Raw genomic sequence first — 23,122 nt, forward strand, 5'->3', positions numbered from 1 at the left:
GTTGGGGTATCGCCAAGCGGTAAGGCACCGGATTCTGATTCCGGCATTCCGAGGTTCGAATCCTCGTACCCCAGCCACATTAAAAAAGCTCGCTTCGGCGAGCTTTTTGCTTTTCTGCGCATATTCAATGTCGAATGCGATGTTGACACGTCTTATTCTTCAAAGTCGGATGCGACGCTGATGCGTCTTATCCGACCTACAGTTGGCATGCATCCGGCAATGTTGTAAGGCTATAACCCTAACGCATATTTCAGCGCCTGCCGTTTCAATACGCCAGCACGCTCCGCCGCCATTAACCCGAGATTACGCACAAAACGCAGTGGTGGCAGATTATTGCTGAATCCGGCATAAAACAGATCCATACCGCTTTGCATAATGAAGTTATCCGCCATACGCCGCATCTGGTAACGCTTGAGGACAGGATAACTGGCCCACGCTTCGCCGTAGCTGCGGGCATTCACCAGAACGTCAATCAGGGCATCGACATCACGATAACCAAGATTCACCCCCTGCCCCGCCAGCGGATGAATGGTGTGCGCCGCATCGCCCACCAGCGCAAGCCCTGGCTGCACATACTGCAACGCATGGCGGCGCGTCAGCGGAAACGCACCAGCAGCAAGCGGCGTTACATAACCCAGACGTGACGGGAAATGCTTCGCGATTTCCGCCTGGAGCTGCGCCATATTCATATTCTGCAACTGGCGAATACGCGCTGGTGAGTCGTACCACACCAGCGATGCCCAGTTATCAAACAGCGGCAGAAACGCGCGCGGCCCGTCCGGAGTAAACTGCTGCCAGGTGCTGTCGCCGGGATCATTCTCGCACTGTACGCTAATCAACATACACGACTGCGCATACTGCCAGGCATGAACGCCAATTCCCGCCATTTGCCGCACCTGCGAATTTGCACCGTCAGCGCCAATCACCAGCTTCGCCTGGATCACTTCGCCCCCCTTCAGTTCCAGTTCCTGAAGATCATTATGGCGATGCAGAGCAATCAGTGAGCCTGGCACACGTAACGTTACTTTCGGATGCGCTTCCAGCGCCTGCCACAGCGCCTGTTGCAGGACAGTGTTTTCCACCATATAGCCAAGCAACGGCAGCTTCAATTCGGCTGCATCAAACACCACATGCGCCGTTTCCCACTCCCACGTTTCCAGTCTGCGATAAGGATGGCAACGCATGGCTTGTACCGCGTCCCAGACGCCTAAACCTTTAAGCAATGATACCGAAGCCGCACTAATCGCCGAGATCCGCACATCCGGCTGGCTGTCAGCGGCAAACGGCGCAGGTTCTGCGTGCTCGATTACCGTTACCGAAAATCCGTGCTGTGCCAGTCCCAGCGCCAGTGCGCCGCCGACCATTCCTCCGCCGACAATGGCAATTTCCGTTGGTTGATTTGTCATGGTCAATCATCCTGTTAGCAATATGCTTTAAGTTTACAGGATTTTTACCCCCAAGGGCTGATAACGCTCATACTGGTCACAACGGCAGCAAAGCATTACACTATGCGCCCTGCATTCCTGGCTACTATTTCGCAAGAGCAAGTCGATGACCAAAAAACTCCATATTAAAACCTGGGGCTGTCAGATGAACGAGTACGATTCATCGAAGATGGCCGATCTGCTGGATGCCACCCACGGCTTTCAACTGACCGACGTGGCGGAAGAAGCGGATGTGCTGCTGCTGAACACCTGCTCAATCCGCGAGAAGGCTCAGGAAAAAGTCTTCCATCAGTTGGGTCGCTGGAAACTGTTAAAAGAGAAGAATCCAGACCTGATTATCGGCGTCGGCGGCTGCGTGGCATCGCAAGAAGGCGAGCACATTCGCCAGCGCGCCCACTATGTTGATATTATTTTTGGGCCGCAAACGCTGCACCGTCTGCCGGAGATGATCAACTCCGTGCGCGGCGACCGCAGCCCGGTTGTAGATATCAGCTTCCCGGAAATCGAGAAGTTTGACCGTCTGCCGGAACCGCGTGCCGAAGGACCAACCGCGTTTGTCTCCATCATGGAAGGCTGCAATAAATATTGCACCTACTGCGTAGTGCCTTACACCCGTGGTGAAGAGGTAAGCCGTCCTTCCGACGATATTCTGTTTGAGATTGCCCAGCTTGCGGCTCAGGGCGTGCGTGAAGTCAACCTGCTCGGTCAGAACGTGAACGCCTGGCGTGGTGAGAACTACGACGGCACCACCGGATCGTTTGCCGATCTGCTGCGTCTGGTTGCGGCGATCGACGGGATCGATCGTATTCGCTTTACCACCAGCCATCCGATCGAATTCACCGACGATATCATCGAAGTGTACCGCGACACGCCGGAGCTGGTGAGCTTCCTGCATCTGCCGGTTCAGAGCGGTTCCGATCGCATTCTAAACCTGATGGGACGTACCCACACGGCGCTGGAGTACAAAGCGATCATCCGTAAATTGCGTGCGGCGCGTCCTGATATTCAGATCAGTTCTGACTTCATTGTCGGCTTCCCGGGCGAAACCACCGAAGACTTCGAAAAAACGATGAAGCTGATTGCCGACGTCAATTTCGACATGAGCTACAGCTTTATCTTCTCTGCACGTCCGGGTACGCCTGCCGCCGATATGGTTGATGATGTTCCGGAAGAAGAGAAGAAGCAGCGTCTGTATATTCTGCAAGAGCGCATTAATCAGCAAGCGATGGCATGGAGCCGCCGTATGCTCGGCACCACCCAGCGTATTCTGGTAGAAGGTACATCGCGTAAGAGCATCATGGAGCTTTCCGGTCGTACTGAAAATAACCGCGTGGTTAACTTCGAAGGCACACCGGATATGATCGGTAAATTCGTCGATGTAGAAATTACCGACGTCTACCCGAACTCTCTGCGCGGTAAAGTGGTGCGAACTGAAGATGAAATGGGTCTGCGCGTGGCAGAAACACCGGAATCGGTGATTGCCCGTACCCGCAAAGAAAATGACCTTGGCGTGGGTTATTATCAGCCGTAATTCTCAGGCTCGCCGTTCCGGTGGGCCTTGTTTTTTCTCTCTTTATCCCCATCTTTATCACAATGCTTGCGCCTTTTTCCTGTGGCGTGAATAATTTCCTTATAGGCCGGTGAATGTTCAGCTTCCGGCGGCATACAGATAAGAGGAACGGTTTGAACATAGACACTCGCGAAATTACTCTGGAGCCAGCAGACAACGCACGTCTGTTGAGCCTGTGCGGCCCGTTTGATGACAACATCAAACAACTCGAACGCCGTCTCGGCATCGAAATCAATCGCCGTGATAACCACTTTAAACTGACCGGCCGTCCGATTTGCGTCACCGCTGCGGCAGACATTCTGCGTAGCCTGTATGTCGATACTGCCCCGATGCGCGGTCAGATTCAGGATATCGAGCCGGAACAGATCCACCTGGCGATTAAAGAAGCACGCGTGCTGGAGCAAAGTGCGGAGAGCGTGCCGGAGTATGGCAAAGCGGTCAATATCAAGACCAAACGCGGTGTAATTAAACCGCGCACGCCAAACCAGGCGCAGTACATCGCCAATATTCTCGACCATGACATTACCTTCGGCGTTGGCCCGGCGGGTACGGGTAAAACCTACCTGGCAGTGGCTGCGGCAGTTGATGCCCTGGAGCGTCAGGAAATTCGCCGCATTCTGCTGACTCGTCCGGCGGTAGAAGCCGGTGAGAAACTGGGCTTCCTGCCTGGCGATTTAAGCCAGAAAGTAGATCCGTATCTGCGCCCGCTATATGACGCGCTGTTTGAAATGCTGGGCTTTGAAAAAGTCGAGAAGCTGATTGAGCGCAACGTTATTGAAGTCGCACCGCTGGCCTATATGCGTGGTCGTACGCTGAACGACGCGTTTATCATTCTCGATGAAAGCCAGAACACCACCATCGAACAGATGAAGATGTTCCTGACTCGTATCGGTTTTAACTCAAAAGCGGTTATTACCGGCGATGTCACGCAGATCGACTTGCCGCGTAATACTAAATCAGGCTTACGTCACGCTATCGAAGTGTTGGCCGATGTCGAAGAGATCAGCTTTAACTTCTTCCACAGCGAAGACGTGGTTCGTCACCCGGTGGTAGCGCGTATCGTTAACGCTTATGAAGCCTGGGAAGAAGCCGAACAAAAACGAAAAGCGGCGCTGGCAGCAGAACGCAAGCGCGAAGAACAGGAACAAAAATGAGTCAGGTGATCCTCGATTTACAACTGGCATGTGAAGATAATTCCGGGTTACCGGAAGAGAGCCAGTTTCAGACATGGCTGAATGCGGTGATCCCGCAGTTTCAGGAAGAATCGGAAGTCACTATTCGCGTGGTCGATACCGCCGAAAGCCACAGTCTCAATCTGACCTATCGCGGTAAGGATAAGCCGACCAACGTGCTCTCCTTCCCGTTTGAAGTACCGCCTGGCATGGAGATGTCGCTGCTGGGTGATCTGGTTATCTGCCGTCAGGTGGTTGAGAAGGAAGCACAGGAGCAAGGCAAACCACTGGAAGCGCACTGGGCGCATATGGTGGTGCACGGCAGTCTGCATTTGTTAGGTTACGATCACATCGAAGACGACGAAGCAGAAGAAATGGAAGCCCTCGAAACAGAGATTATGCTTGCTCTGGGCTATGAGGATCCGTACATTGCCGAGAAAGAATAATTTGCCAGGCATTTGACTGGCAGACGTCCCCGCCGTTGGTGATTAACGACGGCGTTTTGATTAACTAACATGAGAACCCATACGACGCCATGAGCGACGACAATTCACACAGTAGTGACACGATAAGCAACAAGAAGGGATTTTTCTCCCTGTTACTCAGCCAACTTTTCCACGGTGAACCGAAAAACCGTGACGAACTGCTGGCGCTGATCCGTGATTCCGGGCAGAACGACCTTATCGACGAAGATACGCGCGATATGCTCGAAGGGGTGATGGACATCGCAGACCAACGCGTTCGCGACATCATGATCCCCCGCTCCCAGATGATTACCCTGAAACGCAACCAGACGCTGGACGAATGCCTTGATGTCATCATCGAGTCCGCCCACTCACGTTTCCCGGTGATTAGCGAAGACAAAGATCACATTGAAGGGATTCTGATGGCGAAAGACTTGCTGCCGTTTATGCGCAGCGATGCTGAAGCCTTCAGCATGGACAAAGTGTTACGTCAGGCGGTTGTCGTTCCTGAAAGTAAGCGCGTAGACCGGATGCTGAAAGAGTTTCGCTCTCAGCGTTACCACATGGCGATCGTCATTGACGAATTCGGTGGGGTTTCCGGTCTGGTGACCATTGAAGATATCCTGGAACTGATTGTTGGTGAGATTGAAGACGAGTATGACGAAGAAGATGATATCGACTTCCGTCAGCTGAGTCGTCATACCTGGACCGTGCGCGCACTGGCTTCCATCGAAGATTTCAACGAAGCCTTCGGCACCCACTTTAGCGATGAAGAAGTCGACACCATCGGCGGTCTGGTGATGCAGGCATTTGGGCATCTCCCGGCGCGTGGCGAAACCATCGACATCGACGGTTACCAGTTCAAAGTGGCGATGGCCGACAGTCGGCGTATTATTCAGGTTCATGTCAAAATCCCGGATGACTCACCCCAGCCAAAGCTGGATGAATAAAACCGAAACTGGATAGATAACTACATGGCTTTTGCCTCATTAATTGAACGCCAGCGCATTCGCCTGCTGCTGGCGTTATTATTCGGTGCCTGCGGAACGCTGGCCTTCTCTCCTTACGACGTCTGGCCTGCGGCGATTATTTCGCTGATGGGACTTCAGGCGCTCACCTTTAACCGCCGTCCACTCCAGTCTGCCGCTATTGGCTTTTGCTGGGGATTTGGCCTGTTTGGCAGCGGTATTAACTGGGTCTATGTCAGCATCGCGACCTTTGGCGGAATGCCTGGCCCGGTTAACATCTTCCTGGTGATACTGCTGGCAGCGTATTTGTCGCTGTATACCGGACTGTTTGCTGGCGTACTGTCGCGTCTGTGGCCGAAAACCACCTGGCTGCGCGTGGCGATTGCCGCCCCTGCTCTCTGGCAAGTGACCGAGTTTCTGCGCGGTTGGGTGCTGACTGGCTTCCCGTGGTTGCAGTTCGGCTATAGCCAGATTGACGGTCCGTTAAAAGGACTGGCACCGATAATGGGCGTGGAAGCCATTAACTTCCTGCTGATGATGGTAAGCGGCCTGCTGGCACTGGCGTTGGTCAAACGCAACTGGCGTCCGCTGGTGGTGGCCGTCGTGCTGTTCGCCCTTCCCTTCCCGCTGCGTTACATCCAGTGGTTCACCCCGCAACCGGAGAAAACCATTCAGGTTTCGATGGTTCAGGGCGACATTCCGCAATCGCTGAAGTGGGATGAAGGCCAGCTTCTCAATACGCTGAAGATTTACTACAACGCAACGGCACCGCTGATGGGCAAGTCATCGCTGATTATCTGGCCTGAATCGGCGATAACCGACCTGGAAATTAATCAGCAGCCGTTCCTCAAAGCACTGGACGGTGAGTTGCGTGATAAAGGTAGCTCGCTGGTCACCGGGATTGTCGACGCGCGTCTCAATAAGCAGAATCGCTACGATACCTACAACACCATCATCACGCTGGGTAAAGGTGCACCGTATAGCTACGAATCAGCCGATCGCTATAACAAAAACCATCTGGTACCGTTTGGCGAGTTTGTCCCGCTGGAGTCGATTCTGCGTCCGTTAGCACCGTTCTTTGATCTGCCGATGTCGTCATTCAGCCGTGGACCATATATCCAACCACCGCTGTCGGTAAATGGTATTGAGCTTACTGCGGCTATTTGCTACGAGATCATTCTCGGCGAGCAAGTGCGCGATAACTTCCGCCCGGATACCGACTATCTGCTGACTATCTCCAACGATGCGTGGTTTGGTAAGTCTATTGGCCCATGGCAGCACTTTCAGATGGCGCGAATGCGTGCGCTGGAGCTGGCGCGCCCGCTGCTGCGTAGCACCAACAACGGCATTACGGCGGTGATTGGCCCGCAGGGTGAGATTCAGGCGATGATCCCGCAATTCACCCGCGAAGTGTTAACCACTAATGTGACGCCGACCACCGGACTCACACCGTACGCACGTACCGGCAACTGGCCGCTGTGGGTGCTGACGGCACTGTTTGGTTTTGCCGCTGTGCTGATGAGTCTGCGTCAACGACGTAAATAATCCCTTCTTATCGTGCCGGAATACATCCCGTATTTCGGCACGCTCGCCGGATGTGGTATCAGTGCGTTATCCGGATGACAAAATTCCCCTATCCAACTTTGGCACATCTATTGCTTTGTTATACAAGGCAAAGCTTGAACCCGCGTCAGTACAACCCGGTTGCACCACAGCAATCCACCGGTAGCACCAAAAGAGTGCATTTTAAGAGTTTTGCTTCGGAATGGTGCGGCGCATCTCGCAAAAACAAACAATAAAACATCAATATCTTTACATTTAGCCAAACTAAATGTTACCTAACAAACACAACACTGCACAATAAAGTTGCAGATGATAACAACACAAACACTCACAACGGGTATCCATGCGTTCTTAACGCAGAAGATAAAGGAGTTGGATATGCAATTACGTAAACCTGCCACAGCAATCCTGGCCCTGGCGCTTTCCGCAGGACTGGCACAGGCAGATGACGCCGCCCCGGCAGCAGGCAGTACGCTGGACAAAATCGCCAAAAACGGTGTGATTGTCGTCGGTCACCGTGAATCTTCAGTACCTTTCTCTTATTACGACAATCAGCAAAAAGTGGTGGGTTACTCGCAGGATTACTCCAACGCCATTGTTGAAGCAGTGAAAAAGAAACTCAACAAACCGGACTTGCAGGTGAAACTGATTCCGATCACCTCACAAAACCGTATTCCGCTGCTGCAAAACGGCACTTTCGATTTTGAATGTGGTTCAACCACCAACAACGTCGAACGCCAAAAACAGGCGGCTTTCTCTGACACTATTTTCGTGGTCGGTACGCGCCTGCTGACCAAAAAGGGCGGCGATATCAAAGATTTTGCCGACCTGAAAGGCAAAGCCGTAGTCGTTACTTCCGGCACTACCTCTGAAGTTTTGCTCAACAAATTGAATGAAGAGCAAAAAATGAATATGCGCATCATCAGCGCCAAAGATCACGGTGACTCTTTCCGCACCCTGGAAAGCGGTCGTGCCGTTGCCTTTATGATGGATGACGCCCTGCTGGCCGGTGAGCGAGCGAAAGCGAAGAAACCAGACAACTGGGAAATCGTCGGCAAGCCGCAGTCTCAGGAAGCCTACGGTTGCATGTTGCGTAAAGACGATCCGCAGTTCAAAAAGCTGATGGATGACACTATCGCTCAGGTGCAGACCTCCGGTGAAGCGGAAAAATGGTTTGATAAGTGGTTCAAAAATCCAATTCCGCCGAAAAACCTGAACATGAATTTCGAACTGTCGGACGAAATGAAAGCACTGTTCAAAGAACCGAATGACAAGGCACTGAACTAATTACAAGAACCAGGGGCGGAAATTCTAGCCCTCTCGATTGTTACGTAGCACGGACAGACTATACGCCTGATGGTCGTTCCCCATCGGGCCTGAAAACCGCAATACGCTGGGTAACAATCTTCGAGGGTAGCAGTTAACGCTGCTACCCTCTTTTTTCTGGAGTAGATTTATGTCTATAGACTGGAACTGGGGTATTTTTTTACAACAAGCCCCGTTCGGCAACACCACCTATCTTGGTTGGATCTGGAGTGGTTTTCAGGTGACGATTGCTTTGTCGATCTGCGCCTGGATTATCGCTTTCCTCGTCGGTTCATTTTTCGGCATTTTACGTACCGTTCCAAACCGTTTTCTCTCCGGTCTGGGTACGTTGTATGTCGAACTGTTCCGCAACGTGCCGTTGATTGTGCAATTCTTTACCTGGTATCTGGTTATCCCTGAACTGTTGCCGGAAAAAATCGGCATGTGGTTTAAGGCAGAACTAGACCCCAATATTCAGTTTTTCCTCTCCTCCATGCTCTGTCTGGGACTGTTTACTGCAGCTCGTGTTTGCGAACAAGTACGCGCCGCGATTCAGTCGTTGCCGCGTGGGCAAAAGAATGCCGCGCTGGCAATGGGTCTGACGCTACCGCAGGCTTACCGCTACGTACTGTTGCCTAACGCTTATCGCGTTATCGTCCCGCCAATGACCTCTGAGATGATGAACCTGGTGAAAAACTCCGCCATCGCCTCGACTATCGGTCTGGTGGATATGGCGGCGCAGGCCGGTAAATTGCTCGATTACTCAGCCCACGCCTGGGAGTCATTTACCGCCATTACGCTGGCGTATGTGTTGATTAACGCTTTTATCATGCTGGTGATGACGCTGGTTGAACGTAAAGTTCGCCTGCCCGGCAACATGGGGGGCAAATAATGTACGAGTTTGACTGGAGTTCCATTGTTCCTTCCCTGCCATATCTGCTCGACGGGCTGGTGATCACCCTGAAAATCACCATCACGGCGGTGGTCATTGGTATTTTGTGGGGTACGATGCTGGCAGTGATGCGCTTGTCCAGCTTTGCGCCGATTGCCTGGTTTGCCAAAGCCTACGTTAACGTGTTCCGTTCGATCCCGTTAGTCATGGTTTTGCTATGGTTTTACCTGATTGTGCCGGGTTTTCTGCAAAACGTGCTGGGATTATCGCCAAAAAATGATATCCGTTTAATTTCGGCGATGGTGGCGTTTTCGATGTTTGAAGCGGCCTACTATTCAGAGATTATCCGTGCCGGTATTCAAAGTATTTCCCGTGGGCAGTCGAGCGCCGCGCTGGCGTTGGGGATGACTCACTGGCAGTCGATGAAACTGATTATTCTGCCGCAGGCGTTCCGCGCGATGGTGCCGCTGCTGCTCACTCAGGGCATCGTACTGTTCCAGGATACCTCGCTGGTGTATGTGTTATCTCTGGCCGATTTCTTCCGTACCGCCTCAACCATTGGTGAGCGTGATGGTACACAGGTCGAAATGATTCTGTTTGCCGGGTTTGTTTATTTCGTTATTAGCCTTAGCGCATCGTTGTTGGTCAGCTACTTGAAAAGAAGGACAGCATAATGATTACCCTGAAAAATGTTTCAAAATGGTATGGTCACTTTCAGGTGCTGACCGACTGCTCAACCGAAGTGAGAAAAGGCGAAGTGGTGGTGGTTTGCGGCCCGTCAGGCTCCGGCAAATCAACACTGATTAAAACCGTCAACGGCCTCGAACCGGTGCAGCAAGGTGAAATCACCGTCGATGGCATCGTGGTTAATGATAAGAAAACCGATCTGGCAAAGTTGCGTTCCCGCGTCGGGATGGTGTTCCAGCATTTCGAGCTGTTCCCTCATTTGTCGATTATTGAAAACCTGACCCTGGCGCAGGTGAAAGTGCTTAAACGCGATAAAGCGCCCGCTCGTGAAAAAGCCCTGAAATTACTGGAGCGCGTAGGACTTTCCGCACATGCCAATAAATTTCCAGCGCAGCTTTCCGGTGGTCAGCAGCAGCGTGTGGCAATCGCTCGCGCATTGTGCATGGACCCTATTGCGATGCTGTTCGACGAACCAACGTCGGCGCTTGACCCGGAGATGATCAACGAAGTGCTGGACGTGATGGTCGAACTGGCGAACGAAGGAATGACCATGATGGTGGTGACCCACGAAATGGGCTTTGCCCGCAAAGTGGCGAATCGGGTGATCTTTATGGATGAAGGTAAAATTGTCGAAGACTCACCGAAAGACGCTTTCTTCGATGATCCGAAATCGGACCGCGCAAAAGACTTCCTCGCGAAAATCCTGCACTAATCCTTCTGGCGCGCATACCGAGGTGCGCGCCATCTCACGCTTTATCGTTTCGGCCCTCGTATCTGTTACATTCCGGCGTTACCCTTGTCGTAAAGAAGCACACAACAAGGAGCAACAATGGCACTGCCAATTCTGTTAGATTGCGACCCAGGTCATGACGACGCTATCGCAATAGTTCTCGCCCTCGCCTCACCAGAGCTTGATGTCAAAGCAATTACGTCTTCCGCCGGAAACCAGACACCAGAAAAAACCTTACGCAATGTTCTGCGTATGCTGACCTTGCTTAATCGCACCGATATTCCGGTAGCAGGCGGCGCGGTAAAACCATTAATGCGTGATTTGATTATCGCGGACAATGTGCACGGCGAAAGCGGTCTCGACGGCCCGGCATTACCGGAACCAACGTTCGCACCGCAAAACTGCACGGCGGTGGAGCTGATGGCGAAAACGCTGCGTGAAAGTAATGAACCCGTCACGATTGTTTCTACCGGACCGCAAACTAACGTTGCCTTGCTGCTCAATAGCCATCCGGAATTGCATAGCGAAATCGCCCGAATCGTGATTATGGGCGGCTCAATGGGGCTTGGTAACTGGACGCCAGCGGCAGAATTTAATATTTACGTTGACCCAGAAGCGGCAGAAATTGTCTTCCAGTCAGGGATCCCGGTGGTGATGGCCGGTCTGGATGTTACTCACAAAGCGCAAATTTACGTTGAGGACACCGAGCGTTTCCGCACCATTGGTAACCCGGTTTCTACCATTGTTGCCGAACTGCTGGATTTCTTCCTCGAATATCACAAAGACGAAAAATGGGGCTTTGTGGGCGCACCGCTGCATGACCCATGCACCATCGCCTGGCTGTTGAAACCAGAGTTGTTTACCACTGTTGAGCGCTGGGTTGGCGTGGAAACACAGGGGAAATATACTCAGGGCATGACGGTTGTTGATTATTATTATCTGACAGGCAATAAACCGAATGTCACTGTAATGGTCGATATTGATCGTCAGGGCTTTGTTGATTTACTGGCTGAGCGTCTGAAATTTTACGCTTAACACACCACATTGATTAAGATCACCACGCTTTCACAGGGTGGTCTTAATCTGTTTATCTCTTTTTCTTTCAAGATATAAATGCAATGGATAATGCAGAACTCGCCATTGGTATCGATCTCGGCACTACCAATAGTTTAATTGCCGTCTGGAAAGACGGTGCCGCGCAATTAATTCCAAATAAGTTCGGTGAATATTTAACACCATCCATCATTAGTATGGATGAAAATAATCATATTTTAGTCGGAAAACCGGCTGTATCACGGCGCACTTCGCATCCGGATAAAACCGCCGCATTATTTAAACGCTCAATGGGTAGTAATACCAACTGGCGGTTAGGCAGCGACACATTTAACGCACCAGAACTGTCCTCTTTGGTCTTACGTTCATTAAAAGAAGATGCCGAAGAATTTCTGCAACGTCCGATTAAAGATGTGGTGATCTCCGTTCCGGCTTATTTCAGTGATGAACAACGCAAGCATACCCGTTTAGCAGCGGAGCTAGCCGGGTTAAATGCGGTACGCTTAATTAATGAACCCACAGCAGCTGCGATGGCTTATGGCCTGCATACTCAACAAAATACCCGCTCTCTGGTGTTTGATCTCGGTGGCGGCACGTTTGACGTCACGGTGCTCGAATACGCCACGCCGGTGATTGAAGTTCACGCCTCCGCTGGCGACAACTTTCTTGGCGGCGAAGATTTTACTCATATGCTGGTGGATGAAGTTTTAAAACGCGCCGCAGTGGCTAAAAACATGCTCAACGAAAGTGAGCTGGCAGCCCTGTACACCAGCGTGGAAGCGGCAAAATGCAGCAATCAATTACCGCTGCAAATTAGCTGGCAGTATCAGGAAGAAACGCGTGAGTGCGAATTTTACGAGAACGAACTGGAAGATTTGTGGTTGCCGCTGCTCAATCGCTTGCGAGTGCCGATTGAACAGGCGTTGCGCGATGCACGTCTGAAGCCAAGTCAAATCGACAGTCTGGTGCTGGTTGGCGGCGCATCACAAATGCCGCTGGTGCAGCGAATCGCCGTGCGTCTGTTTGGCAAATTGCCATATCAAAGTTACGACCCGAGCACCATTGTCGCGCTGGGCGCAGCGATCCAGGCTGTCTGCCGCTTACGCAGCGAAGACATTGAAGAAGTGATCCTCACCGATATTTGCCCCTACTCCTTAGGTGTTGAAGTTAACCGCCAGGGCGTTTCCGGCATTTTCTCACCGATTATTGAACGAAACACCACTGTACCGGTGTCGCGTGTAGAAACTTACTCGACCATGCACCCGGAACAGGATTCAATTACGGTTAACGTCTATCAGGGAGAAAACCACAAAGTTAAAAATAACATTCTGGTAGAATCCTTCGATGTGCCGTTGAAGAAAACCGGGGCTTATCAGTCGATTGATATTCGCTTTAGTTATGATATCAACGGGTTGCTTGAAGTTGACGTGCTTCTGGAAGACGGCAGCGTTAAGTCCAGAGTCATTAACCACAGCCCGGTAACGTTAAGTACCCAGCAAATTGAAGAGAGTCGGGCAAGGTTATCCGCATTAAAAATTTATCCGCGCGATATGCTTATCAACCGTACCTTTAAGGCCAAACTGGAAGAGTTGTGGGCGCGGGCGCTGGGTGACGAGCGAGAAGAGATCGGCCGGGTGATCACCGATTTTGATGCGGCGTTGCAGTCAAACGATATGGCCCGCGTCGATGAAGTTCGGCGACGAGCGAGCGATTATTTGGCTATTGAGATCCCTTAAACACGGCTGCCGGATGCGGCATAAACGCTGCATCCGGCATCGGCGCAAAAAACACATCCTCAGCTAAACAACATCGCGATTTTTCCGAGAGCATAACCTATCACCAGCACCGTTAAGCTGATTTTGATAATGCTGGTAATGCTCTGTGGTTTTTCATCCTCATCATTTTTTTCTTCGTGGTTTTCAGGTGTTGGCTCATCGACATCTTCATCCTCCGGCTCGAGTTTCACTTTCGTCAACAGCATCCGCGTGATAATGGCCTCTAATGGATGAGCATCTCCACCTTCCAGCCTTATATTAAGACGGGCCAGCATCTCTTGTTTCGGGAACGCTTCCAGCACAACCTGTTCCGCTACCCGATACAAATCCAGTAACGGTGAATCTTGTTCTGTCTCGCTACCGACTCTCGATTTCCACCATGCCCATGCTTTGCGCTTGAAGAATAACGACTCAATAAACGATTGACCTAACGGCGATAATTTTCCGCTATGTAAAATTTCCGCCCATAACAGCCGCGTCCGGGCGCTCTCACCAGGAACATATTTCAACGGTTGACCTTGAGCATCTATCATGCTTCGCGCTTCGATAACCATCACTAATAACGCGAAATAATCCGGGCAATGACGCTTGCTCCACTGCAACAACAAATTATCAGCTTGTGTAGATGGGTAACTCTCCCGGTATGCGCAGAGATCGGCAAGCAGGCTTTCCCCCTCGCCACAGTACAACCGTTGCGCACACTGGTAATAACGTGCATCTTCGCTTTCTGGATTTTCTGCTTGCCACTGTTGGGCAACAGGAATAAGTTCCGCCATACCTGTTTTCACCGAGCTGTACCAGCGCAACAGTTTGCGATGTAACTTGACATCATCAGGAATGAACCACGGACCTTCCATTGCCATAAACGCAGTGACATAGTCAGGATGGTAACGGCAGCAGCGTTCCAGCGCGAAGTAATACTCAACAGTCTGGTTCTGCAACGCGACAGGATATTCCAGAAGACTAAGGAAATCGAAACAATCACCAGCCTGAATGGCCTCAAGAAAAGCCTCCCTTTCTTCCTCATCCATTCCTTCGCTGTCATTAAACGAATGCCAGTTCAAACGCTCTGCCAGCAAAGAAGCACAATTTAATGAAAGATATCGCGCTTCTATAGCGACTGCACACAGCGGCCAGCGTAATTGATCGACATCCTCCATGTTCCAGGTATTTAATTGCTGAATAAATTTCTGCCAGGCGGAGGGCTGAAAACGATCACTTTCAGAATCCAGTAATGCCCTGAATGCACGTAGTATTTCATGTTCAGCGGCGGCATCTTTTTCTTCATCATCTGCTTCCGCGACAGGATTTACCGCCAGTCGCAGCGCCTCTTCATAGGCCTGGCGTAATGCTTTAAACCCCTGCGGATCGGTTTCGGGATGACACAACGGTAAGCGAGCAAGATAAGCCTGGCGGATAATGTCTATTTGCGTCGTGCTTTCAATTTCGAGGATTTGCCAACATGTTTTCATAGGTCGCTCACATCCTTAAGCGTTACCGGGCATTCAGGCTGGACAGTTAATGGCTGCCAGGGAAGCGTGGCATAGAAACGGTCGCTTCCCGCTGCCAGCTCTTCGAACATCCGACTCCCGGCGCTATCGTATTTGTACAGGGTTAGCGCCTCGCGTAGCGAAGCGTTGTCTTCGCACTGAGAAGATTGCCAGTAGAGACGCCCTAACGAATAGGCGGAAAAATAGTGCATCCAGCTGTGATAGTAATGGTGTGCTCGTATATAGACGCGCGATTGCAGCCATAAACTCTCGTCTTCCGTCAGCCACTTGTTGAGCACACCAACCCGTGATAAAAAACCCATCCGCACATAATCCCAGGCTTTGATTCCCCCTTCCCCACAACACATAGCGGTTTGGGCAACGAATTGGGTATAAATCAACCCTCTCTCCGAGCCGCCAGCAATTAATGCTTTCCACTCTTCAGGGGAAGAGCGATGCCATGTCAGATATAAGCCAGCTAAATCATTGGCATGACCATCATCGGTCATCTGATAAATAGTCTGAATTAAATCATCACGATTATTTATTCCCCAGGATGATGAGAGATCGAATTCTTTTATCCCGGTATACATTTTTGGCGAGTCATGCGCGGGCTTGCAACCCTGATTAAGTATTTCCATGGGCGTAGAAAGCGCAAAAAGAAGATATTGTTCTTCCTTATTCATTTGTTAATAATCCCTTAAGTGCATTAACTGACTACTTTTTTATTATTGATGAGTATAAACTTGACGCTTTCAAAATAAAAAGAAAATCGAAGCATTCACACATGAATAAAAAATTAATGTATATATTCGCAATATTTATAGTTGCAGCAATAACCTGTATTAGCCAACCCAAGAAAACGACGTTGCGTGATAAAGCCATGGCGAATTATGCCTTTGATTATTTAAGCTCACCGGGCAGTCTTCCATTCACCACGGCAGCCACGGAGCTTTCCGCGATTCATGGTCACTCAACGTCGCAATATCGCCTTGGAGAATTTTATCTTCATGGTAGCGACGGTAAACCACTGGATTATACACAGGCGAGATACTGGTATGAGCAATCAGCGGAACAGGAAAATCCACGCGCGCAAAGTAAACTGGGGTGGATCTACCTCAAAGGTCTGGGGGTCAAACCCGATACCCGTAAAGCAATTCTCTGGTATAAGGAAGCAGCTGAACAAGGGCATGTTCATGCACAATACACGTTGGGTTTGATCTACAGAAACGGCACGGGTATTAGCACCAACAATTATGAAGCTCGCAAATGGTTAGAACTGGCGGCAGAGCAACATTATAAAAATGCGGAAAGATTACTTGCAGAGCTTCCCGCACATTAACGTCGACTTTCACCCGAACAGATGAAGTATTTTCCCTATCAAACCAGCAAAGATAAAAATATAGAAAATAATTTTAATGATGCCCAGACAGCCCGGCCCACCATCGTCAACGGGCATTGGCTGCGGTTGCGGCTCCGGCTCGACGGTTTGTTGCCCGGCAAAATTCGCCGACTGAATTAATAATCGTCGAATTATTAATGCGTCCAGAGGACAACGATCTTCTGCATCAAGGCGGGCGACGATCGGCATCAATGATTCTTCTGTAGGTTGGCTGGTCTGCACTAATTGTTTAGCAACTAAATATAATGTCCATAAGGGATGCTGTGTATCACGCGTGAGTGAGATTCGCGGCTTACGCCCTTTGTGCAAAACCATCTCAACCAGAGAACGCCCCAGCGCAGAGAGTTTCTCATCGCTGAGTATTTCGTATAATTGAAAGCGCGTACGCGCACTGTCGCCAGGAACATAAAGTAACGGTTTCCCCTGATCGTTAACCAGTTCACGTGCTTCAATCATCATCACGACTAACGGGTAATAATCGACCCGATGCTGACGGCACCATTGCAACATTAAAGCATCCGCCTGGGTGGAGGGATACTCGCGCCAGTAGTCACAAAGTTCTGCCAGCAGGCTTTCGCCTTCTCCACAATAGACGCGTTGCGCGTATTCATAATAACGCGCATCTTCATTATCAGGTTCAGCTTCCCGCCACGACCGGGCGTAATCCAGAAGTTCGGGGATATCCAGACGGCTTGTGCTATACCAGCGGAGTAAATTTCTGTGCAAATTTGCATCATCGGGGATAATCACTGCGCGATGTTGCGCTAAATACAATGTCAGCCATTCTGGATGCGATGACCAAATCCGAGCGAACATTTGGTAAAAATCAATGGTGTCATTTTGTACGGCAACGGGCAGATGCAGAATGGTCTGGAAGTTAAAAACATTCCCCTTCGCAATGGCATATAAAAAGGATTCCAGTTCTTCTTCGTCTATTTCCCCGACGTTTTCCTCCTGCAACCACCGCAATCTTTCTGCTAATAACACCACGCACTCGAAGGATAAATGGGCAGTGTTCATGGCTATTGTGCACAGCGACCAGCGTAATTCATCAATATCTTCCATCGAGCAATAATTTAATTGCTGAATGAATCGCTGCCAGGCAGAGGGCAGAAAACGTTCGCTATCAGAGGCGAGTAACGCACGAAAGGCGAGCAGAATTTCATGTTCTGCAACTTCATGTTCTTCTGGTTGCCAAACAGATTTAGCAGGCGACTGCGCAATCCGTAGCGCGTCCTCATACGCCTGACGAAGTTGTTTAAAACCCTGCGGATCGGTTTCTGGATGAAAGGACGGTAACAGCGCCAGATAAGCGCAGCGGATAATATCGACGTCAGTCGTTTCCTCTATTTCGAGAATCTTCCAGCAATTTTTCATAGATCGCTCATATCCTTAAGCGTTTCCGGGCATGCAGAAGAGTAAGCCAATGGTTGCCAGGACAAGGTAGGGTAATACGCATCATCACTGGCAAATAATTGATAAAACATATCATTGCCGGAATCGTCGTATTCTTTACGCGCTAAAAATTCACGTAATAACTGAAGATTATCATCTTCGGGAGACTGCCAATATTGCCGACCAAAGGTATAACCGGCAAAATACTGCCGCCAGTTACTATAATAACGTAGCGCCCGTAGATGAATGCGCGACTGGATCCATAGACTTTCTTCTTCGCTCAACCAGTTATTAAGTACGCCCATTCGGCTTAAAAAACCCATCCGGACATAATCCCAGGCTTTGATTCCCCCTTCGCCACAGCATTCGGCGGTGCTGGCGACAAATTGCGCATAAGCCTGACCTTGCTCATTTAGTTCAGCAAGATAATCACGCCATTCACATGGAGAATAACGAAACCAGCGGTGATAAAGCCCTGCCAACCGAGCGGCATGACCGTTATCCATCATTCTGTGAATTGTACGCAGCAGGTCATCACGGTCATCAATTCCCCATGAGGAAGAAAGGTCAAAAAAGCATGTACCTAAATACATTTTGGGGGATGAATGCGAAGGTAAACAGCATTCATTGCGTATTTCCATCGGAGTGGAAAGTGCAAACAATATTTTTTGCGACTCCATGTCCATATAATTTATCCTTAAACATTCATTTAATGAATGTAAACTACATTGCGAGACTCAGTTATTTATACTTTTCTGACGCAACATAATACGCATAAAATAAGGCTTACGCAAAAATGGAATACATAAAAATATAATATATTTTATCTACAACCATAAGGAAATGATAATGATTTTTACGTCAAGTTGCTGCGATAATTTATCAATAGATGAGATTATCGAACGTGCTGAAAAAGGCGATTGCGAGGCTCAATATATTGTTGGGTTTTATTATAATCGCGATAGCGCAATTGACTCTCCGGACGACGAAAAGGCCTTTTACTGGCTGAAGCTGGCCGCTGAGCAAGGTCATTGTGAAGCACAATATTCCTTAGGGCAAAAGTATACCGAGGATAAAAGCCGTCATAAAGATAATGGGCAAGCCATCTTTTGGCTGAAAAAAGCTGCCCTACAAGGCCATACTTTCGCTTCCAACGCCCTTGGCTGGATACTGGATCGTGGAGAAGACCCCAACTATAAAGAAGCGGTTGTCTGGTATCAGATAGCCGCGGAGAGCGGAATGTCTTATGCGCAAAATAATCTTGGGTGGATGTACAGAAATGGCAACGGAGTCGCACAAGACTATGCGCTGGCATTTTTCTGGTACAAACAAGCTGCATTGCAAGGCCATAGTTACGCACAAGACAATCTGGCCGATCTTTATGAAGACGGTAAAGGTGTTGCCCAAAACAAAGCTCTTGCCGCATTCTGGTATTTGAAAAGCGCACAGCAGGGTAATCGGCATGCCCAGTTTCAAATTGCATGGGATTATAACGCTGGCGAAGGGGTGGACCAGGACTATAAGCAAGCGATGTACTGGTATCTGAAGGCTGCCGCTCAGGAAAGCGTCGGCGCTTACGTTAACATCGGCTATATGTATAAACACGGTCAAGGCGTTGAGAAGGATTATCAGGCAGCCTTTGAATGGTTTACGAAAGCCGCTGAATGCGATAATGCCACTGCCTGGTATAACCTTGCCATTATGTATCATTACGGAGAAGGAAGACCTGTCGATCTCCGACAGGCTCTCGATCTGTATCGTAAAGCTCAGTCATCCGGTACCAGGGATGTCAGTCAAAAAATCCGTGAGATTGAAGATTTACTGTAGAGATAAAAACAAGGGCCGGGGAATTTTATTCGGCCCATATTCTCTTTATTGCTGTTTGAAATCGGACCATTAAGGCTCGAACGGGCGTCTCTGGAACTGATCATGACCACATTTCGGGCATAGCGTCAGCACTTCCGGTGTGTAGATTGGGAGATGGAAGTGACATTTCTCGCAGACCAGATTCCCCAGACCTACGACTTCCCCGCTGTGATAAACCCCGTGATGATTGAGATCCTGGAAAACTTCGCGCCACTCAAGTTGCGTTTTATCGGTAATGTCCGCCAGTTCCTGCCACAAGCTTTCTTTAATCACCCGCATAAAGACGCTGTCAGATTCTTCTTTCAGGCTCTCTTCATAGCTCATGGCGAACTCTTCCAGGTCACGTCTGATAGCTCGCGTCAGCTCATCAACCTCGGTTCGCGTTAACTCCCCTGTTTTTATTACGCGCTCGCGCGCCTGTTCCACCAGTGCGTCGATATCACGTTCGCCATTACGCAGGCGTTCGCTCAGTGACGCGACCAGTTCACGGTAATATTGAGCAACCTTGTTCATCGTTTCATCTCCCGGGTCGTTAACTGACTATAATAATAGACGTTCTTTGTTCCTTGCTTTGCTATTACGCCCACAAACTCTGTAAATTAATGTATGAATAATCCGGGCATCATTTCAACGTCGAGTGCGCGAAAGGCTGTTTTGACGCGGACGTTTGGGCTATGCTATGCGGATCTGAAAAACCACCTCTAACGCTACTTTTGTAGCCGTATTGAAAACAGGACCACTGGCTGCCATGCAAGAGCAATACCGCCCGGAAGAGATAGAATCCAAAGTACAGCTTCATTGGGATGAGAAGCGCACATTTGAAGTAACAGAAGACGAGAGCAAAGAGAAGTATTACTGCCTGTCTATGCTTCCCTATCCTTCTGGTCGACTACACATGGGCCACGTACGTAACTACACCATCGGTGACGTGATCGCCCGTTACCAGCGCATGCTGGGCAAAAACGTTCTGCAACCGATCGGCTGGGACGCGTTTGGTCTGCCTGCGGAAGGCGCAGCGGTGAAAAATAACACCGCGCCAGCACCGTGGACGTACGACAACATCGCGTACATGAAAAACCAGCTCAAAATGCTGGGCTTTGGTTATGACTGGAGCCGCGAGCTGGCAACCTGTACGCCGGAATACTACCGTTGGGAACAGAAATTCTTCACCGAGCTGTATAAAAAAGGCCTGGTATATAAGAAGACTTCTGCGGTCAACTGGTGCCCGAACGACCAGACCGTACTGGCGAATGAACAGGTTATCGATGGCTGCTGCTGGCGCTGCGATACCAAAGTTGAGCGTAAAGAGATCCCGCAGTGGTTTATCAAAATCACCGCTTACGCTGACGAGCTGCTCAACGATCTGGATAAACTGGATCACTGGCCAGACACCGTTAAAACCATGCAGCGTAACTGGATCGGTCGTTCCGAAGGCGTAGAAATCACCTTCAACGTTAACGACTATGACAACACGCTGACCGTTTACACTACCCGCCCGGACACCTTTATGGGTTGTACCTACCTGGCGGTAGCGGCAGGTCATCCGCTGGCACAGAAAGCGGCGGAAAATAATCCTGAACTGGCCGCCTTTATTGACGAATGCCGTAACACCAAAGTTGCCGAAGCTGAAATGGCGACGATGGAGAAAAAAGGCGTCGATACTGGCTTTAAAGCGGTTCACCCATTAACGGGCGAAGAAATTCCGGTTTGGGCAGCAAACTTCGTATTGATGGAATACGGCACCGGCGCAGTCATGGCGGTTCCGGGTCACGATCAGCGCGACTACGAGTTTGCCTCTAAATACGGCCTGAATATCAAGCCGGTTATCCTGGCAGCTGACGGCTCTGAGCCAGATCTTTCTCAGCAAGCCCTGACCGAAAAAGGCGTGCTGTTCAACTCTGGCGAGTTCAACGGCCTTGATCATGAAGCAGCCTTCAACGCCATCGCCGATAAACTGACTGCGATGGGTGTTGGCGAGCGTAAAGTGAACTACCGCCTGCGCGACTGGGGTGTTTCCCGTCAACGTTACTGGGGCGCGCCGATTCCGATGGTGACGCTGGAAGACGGTACTGTAATGCCGACCCCGGACGACCAACTGCCGGTGATCCTGCCGGAAGATGTGGTGATGGACGGCATTACCAGCCCAATCAAAGCTGATCCTGAGTGGGCGAAAACCACCGTTAACGGTATGCCAGCGCTGCGTGAAACCGACACTTTCGACACCTTTATGGAGTCCTCCTGGTACTATGCGCGCTACACTTGCCCTGAGTACAAAGAAGGTATGCTGGATTCCGAAGCGGCCAACTACTGGCTGCCGGTGGATATCTACATTGGTGGTATCGAACACGCCATTATGCACCTGCTCTACTTCCGCTTCTTCCACAAACTGATGCGTGATGCAGGCATGGTGAACTCTGACGAACCAGCAAAACAGTTGCTGTGTCAGGGTATGGTGCTGGCGGATGCCTTCTACTATGTTGGCGAAAACGGCGAGCGTAACTGGGTTTCCCCAGTTGATGCTATCGTTGAACGTGACGAGAAAGGCCGTATCGTGAAAGCGAAAGACGCGGCAGGCCATGAACTGGTTTATACCGGCATGAGCAAAATGTCCAAGTCGAAGAACAACGGTATCGACCCACAGGTGATGGTTGAACGTTACGGCGCGGACACCGTTCGTCTGTTTATGATGTTTGCTTCTCCGGCGGATATGACTCTCGAATGGCAGGAATCCGGTGTGGAAGGGGCTAACCGCTTCCTGAAACGTGTCTGGAAACTGGTTTACGAGCACACTGCAAAAGGTGATGTTGCAGCACTGAATGTCGACGCGTTGACTGAAGATCAGAAAGCACTGCGTCGCGATGTTCATAAAACTATCGCTAAAGTGACCGATGATATCGGCCGTCGTCAGACCTTCAACACCGCGATTGCGGCAATTATGGAGCTGATGAACAAACTGGCGAAAGCACCGACCGATGGCGAGCAGGATCGCGCCCTGATGCAGGAAGCGCTGCTGGCGGTAGTCCGTATGCTTAACCCGTTCACCCCGCACATCTGCTTCACGCTGTGGCAGGAACTGAAAGGCGAAGGCGATATCGACAACGCGCCGTGGCCGGTTGCTGACGAAAAAGCGATGGTGGAAGACTCCACTCTGGTGGTGGTGCAGGTTAACGGTAAAGTCCGTGCCAAAATCACTGTTCCGGTGGACGCAACGGAAGAACAGGTTCGCGAACGTGCTGGCCAGGAACATCTGGTAGCAAAATATCTTGATGGCGTTACCGTGCGTAAAGTGATTTACGTACCGGGTAAACTCCTCAATCTGGTCGTTGGCTAAGCGCGGGAGGAAGC

20 protein-coding genes and 1 tRNA gene are annotated in these 23,122 nt (G+C 50.3%); 15 read left to right on the forward strand and 6 right to left on the reverse strand.

Features of this window, described 5'->3' with window-relative positions:
* Nucleotides 1-2 precede the first annotated feature (2 nt).
* Nucleotides 3-77, forward strand: a tRNA-Gln gene (locus BEB42_RS17035).
* Nucleotides 78-230: 153 nt separating this feature from the next.
* Here the strand turns inward: BEB42_RS17035 and ubiF are convergent.
* Nucleotides 231-1,406 carry a 3-demethoxyubiquinol 3-hydroxylase gene (ubiF, locus tag BEB42_RS17040; RefSeq protein WP_000184560.1) on the reverse strand — a complete coding sequence of 392 codons (1,176 nt, stop codon included), beginning with the start codon at nt 1,404-1,406 and terminating at the stop codon, nt 231-233.
* A 145-nt stretch (nt 1,407-1,551) separates the two neighbouring features.
* Between ubiF and miaB the strand changes: the two genes are divergently transcribed.
* The 11 genes from miaB (at nt 1,552) to hscC (ending at nt 13,585) form a co-directional block, all read left to right on the forward strand.
* Nucleotides 1,552-2,976, forward strand: a complete 1,425-nt coding sequence (gene miaB, locus BEB42_RS17045) for a tRNA (N6-isopentenyl adenosine(37)-C2)-methylthiotransferase MiaB (protein WP_000162725.1) — start codon at nt 1,552-1,554, stop codon at nt 2,974-2,976.
* A 152-nt stretch (nt 2,977-3,128) separates the two neighbouring features.
* Nucleotides 3,129-4,169 (forward strand): PhoH family protein, encoded by a 1,041-nt coding sequence (locus tag BEB42_RS17050; protein WP_001018040.1) that lies wholly within the window; start codon nt 3,129-3,131, stop codon nt 4,167-4,169.
* Nucleotides 4,166-4,633: an rRNA maturation RNase YbeY gene (gene ybeY, locus BEB42_RS17055; protein ID WP_000084469.1), complete on the forward strand. Its 468-nt coding sequence runs from the start codon at nt 4,166-4,168 to the stop codon at nt 4,631-4,633. The genes BEB42_RS17050 and ybeY overlap by 4 nt, the downstream gene beginning before the upstream one ends.
* An 89-nt stretch (nt 4,634-4,722) precedes the next feature.
* Nucleotides 4,723-5,601, forward strand: coding sequence for a CNNM family magnesium/cobalt transport protein CorC (gene corC / locus BEB42_RS17060; RefSeq protein WP_001278605.1), 879 nt, complete (start codon nt 4,723-4,725; stop codon nt 5,599-5,601).
* Nucleotides 5,602-5,625: 24 nt separating this feature from the next.
* A complete protein-coding gene (lnt, locus tag BEB42_RS17065) occupies nt 5,626-7,164 on the forward strand; it encodes an apolipoprotein N-acyltransferase (RefSeq protein WP_000853010.1) in 1,539 nt (512 codons plus the stop codon).
* A gap of 396 nt (nt 7,165-7,560) precedes the next feature.
* Complete coding sequence (gene gltI, locus BEB42_RS17070) at nt 7,561-8,469, forward strand: glutamate/aspartate ABC transporter substrate-binding protein GltI (protein WP_001177085.1); 909 nt, start codon at nt 7,561-7,563, stop codon at nt 8,467-8,469.
* 169 nt (nt 8,470-8,638) lie between these two features.
* On the forward strand, nt 8,639-9,379 hold the full coding sequence (gene gltJ, locus BEB42_RS17075) for a glutamate/aspartate ABC transporter permease GltJ (RefSeq protein ID WP_000020941.1): 741 nt from the start codon (nt 8,639-8,641) through the stop codon (nt 9,377-9,379).
* Nucleotides 9,379-10,053: a glutamate/aspartate ABC transporter permease GltK gene (gene gltK, locus BEB42_RS17080; RefSeq protein WP_000272807.1), complete on the forward strand. Its 675-nt coding sequence runs from the start codon at nt 9,379-9,381 to the stop codon at nt 10,051-10,053. The genes gltJ and gltK overlap by 1 nt, the downstream gene beginning before the upstream one ends.
* Complete coding sequence (gene gltL / locus BEB42_RS17085; protein WP_000631396.1) at nt 10,053-10,778, forward strand: glutamate/aspartate ABC transporter ATP-binding protein GltL; 726 nt, start codon at nt 10,053-10,055, stop codon at nt 10,776-10,778. The genes gltK and gltL overlap by 1 nt, the downstream gene beginning before the upstream one ends.
* 117 nt (nt 10,779-10,895) lie before the next feature.
* The gene (gene rihA / locus BEB42_RS17090) at nt 10,896-11,831 is read left to right on the forward strand and encodes a pyrimidine-specific ribonucleoside hydrolase RihA (protein ID WP_001207496.1); all 936 of its coding nucleotides are present in this window, start codon (nt 10,896-10,898) and stop codon (nt 11,829-11,831) included.
* A gap of 83 nt (nt 11,832-11,914) precedes the next feature.
* On the forward strand, nt 11,915-13,585 hold the full coding sequence (gene hscC, locus BEB42_RS17095) for a molecular chaperone HscC (RefSeq protein ID WP_000367913.1): 1,671 nt from the start codon (nt 11,915-11,917) through the stop codon (nt 13,583-13,585).
* 59 nt (nt 13,586-13,644) lie between these two features.
* Here hscC and djlC read toward each other — a convergent pair whose 3' ends face one another.
* The gene (gene djlC / locus BEB42_RS17100; RefSeq protein ID WP_001353361.1) at nt 13,645-15,096 is read right to left on the reverse strand and encodes a co-chaperone DjlC; all 1,452 of its coding nucleotides are present in this window, start codon (nt 15,094-15,096) and stop codon (nt 13,645-13,647) included.
* The gene (locus BEB42_RS17105) at nt 15,093-15,800 is read right to left on the reverse strand and encodes a DUF1266 domain-containing protein (protein ID WP_001030943.1); all 708 of its coding nucleotides are present in this window, start codon (nt 15,798-15,800) and stop codon (nt 15,093-15,095) included. Before BEB42_RS17105 ends, djlC begins: the two co-directional genes overlap by 4 nt.
* Nucleotides 15,801-15,901: 101 nt before the next feature.
* Here BEB42_RS17105 and BEB42_RS17110 point away from each other — a divergent pair, with 101 nt between their 5' ends.
* Nucleotides 15,902-16,456 carry a tetratricopeptide repeat protein gene (locus BEB42_RS17110; RefSeq protein ID WP_001035659.1) on the forward strand — a complete coding sequence of 185 codons (555 nt, stop codon included), beginning with the start codon at nt 15,902-15,904 and terminating at the stop codon, nt 16,454-16,456.
* Nucleotides 16,457-16,465: 9 nt separating this feature from the next.
* Here BEB42_RS17110 and BEB42_RS17115 read toward each other — a convergent pair whose 3' ends face one another.
* Nucleotides 16,466-17,893: a J domain-containing protein gene (locus tag BEB42_RS17115; RefSeq protein WP_074501046.1), complete on the reverse strand. Its 1,428-nt coding sequence runs from the start codon at nt 17,891-17,893 to the stop codon at nt 16,466-16,468.
* Nucleotides 17,890-18,597, reverse strand: coding sequence for a DUF1266 domain-containing protein (locus BEB42_RS17120; protein WP_000367034.1), 708 nt, complete (start codon nt 18,595-18,597; stop codon nt 17,890-17,892). The genes BEB42_RS17115 and BEB42_RS17120 overlap by 4 nt, the downstream gene beginning before the upstream one ends.
* A gap of 163 nt (nt 18,598-18,760) precedes the next feature.
* On the opposite strand from BEB42_RS17120, the gene ybeQ reads away from it, so the two are divergent.
* Nucleotides 18,761-19,738: a Sel1 family TPR-like repeat protein YbeQ gene (gene ybeQ / locus BEB42_RS17125; RefSeq protein WP_000578180.1), complete on the forward strand. Its 978-nt coding sequence runs from the start codon at nt 18,761-18,763 to the stop codon at nt 19,736-19,738.
* Nucleotides 19,739-19,807: 69 nt separating this feature from the next.
* Here ybeQ and BEB42_RS17130 read toward each other — a convergent pair whose 3' ends face one another.
* On the reverse strand, nt 19,808-20,290 hold the full coding sequence (locus tag BEB42_RS17130; protein WP_001044873.1) for a zinc ribbon-containing protein: 483 nt from the start codon (nt 20,288-20,290) through the stop codon (nt 19,808-19,810).
* Between the two features lie 235 nt (nt 20,291-20,525).
* On the opposite strand from BEB42_RS17130, the gene leuS reads away from it, so the two are divergent.
* A complete protein-coding gene (gene leuS / locus BEB42_RS17135; protein ID WP_001157890.1) occupies nt 20,526-23,108 on the forward strand; it encodes a leucine--tRNA ligase in 2,583 nt (860 codons plus the stop codon).
* Nucleotides 23,109-23,122: the final 14 nt, after the last annotated feature.

Source organism: Escherichia sp. MOD1-EC5990 (assembly GCF_002965285.1).
Lineage (GTDB): Bacteria > Pseudomonadota > Gammaproteobacteria > Enterobacterales > Enterobacteriaceae > Escherichia > Escherichia coli_F.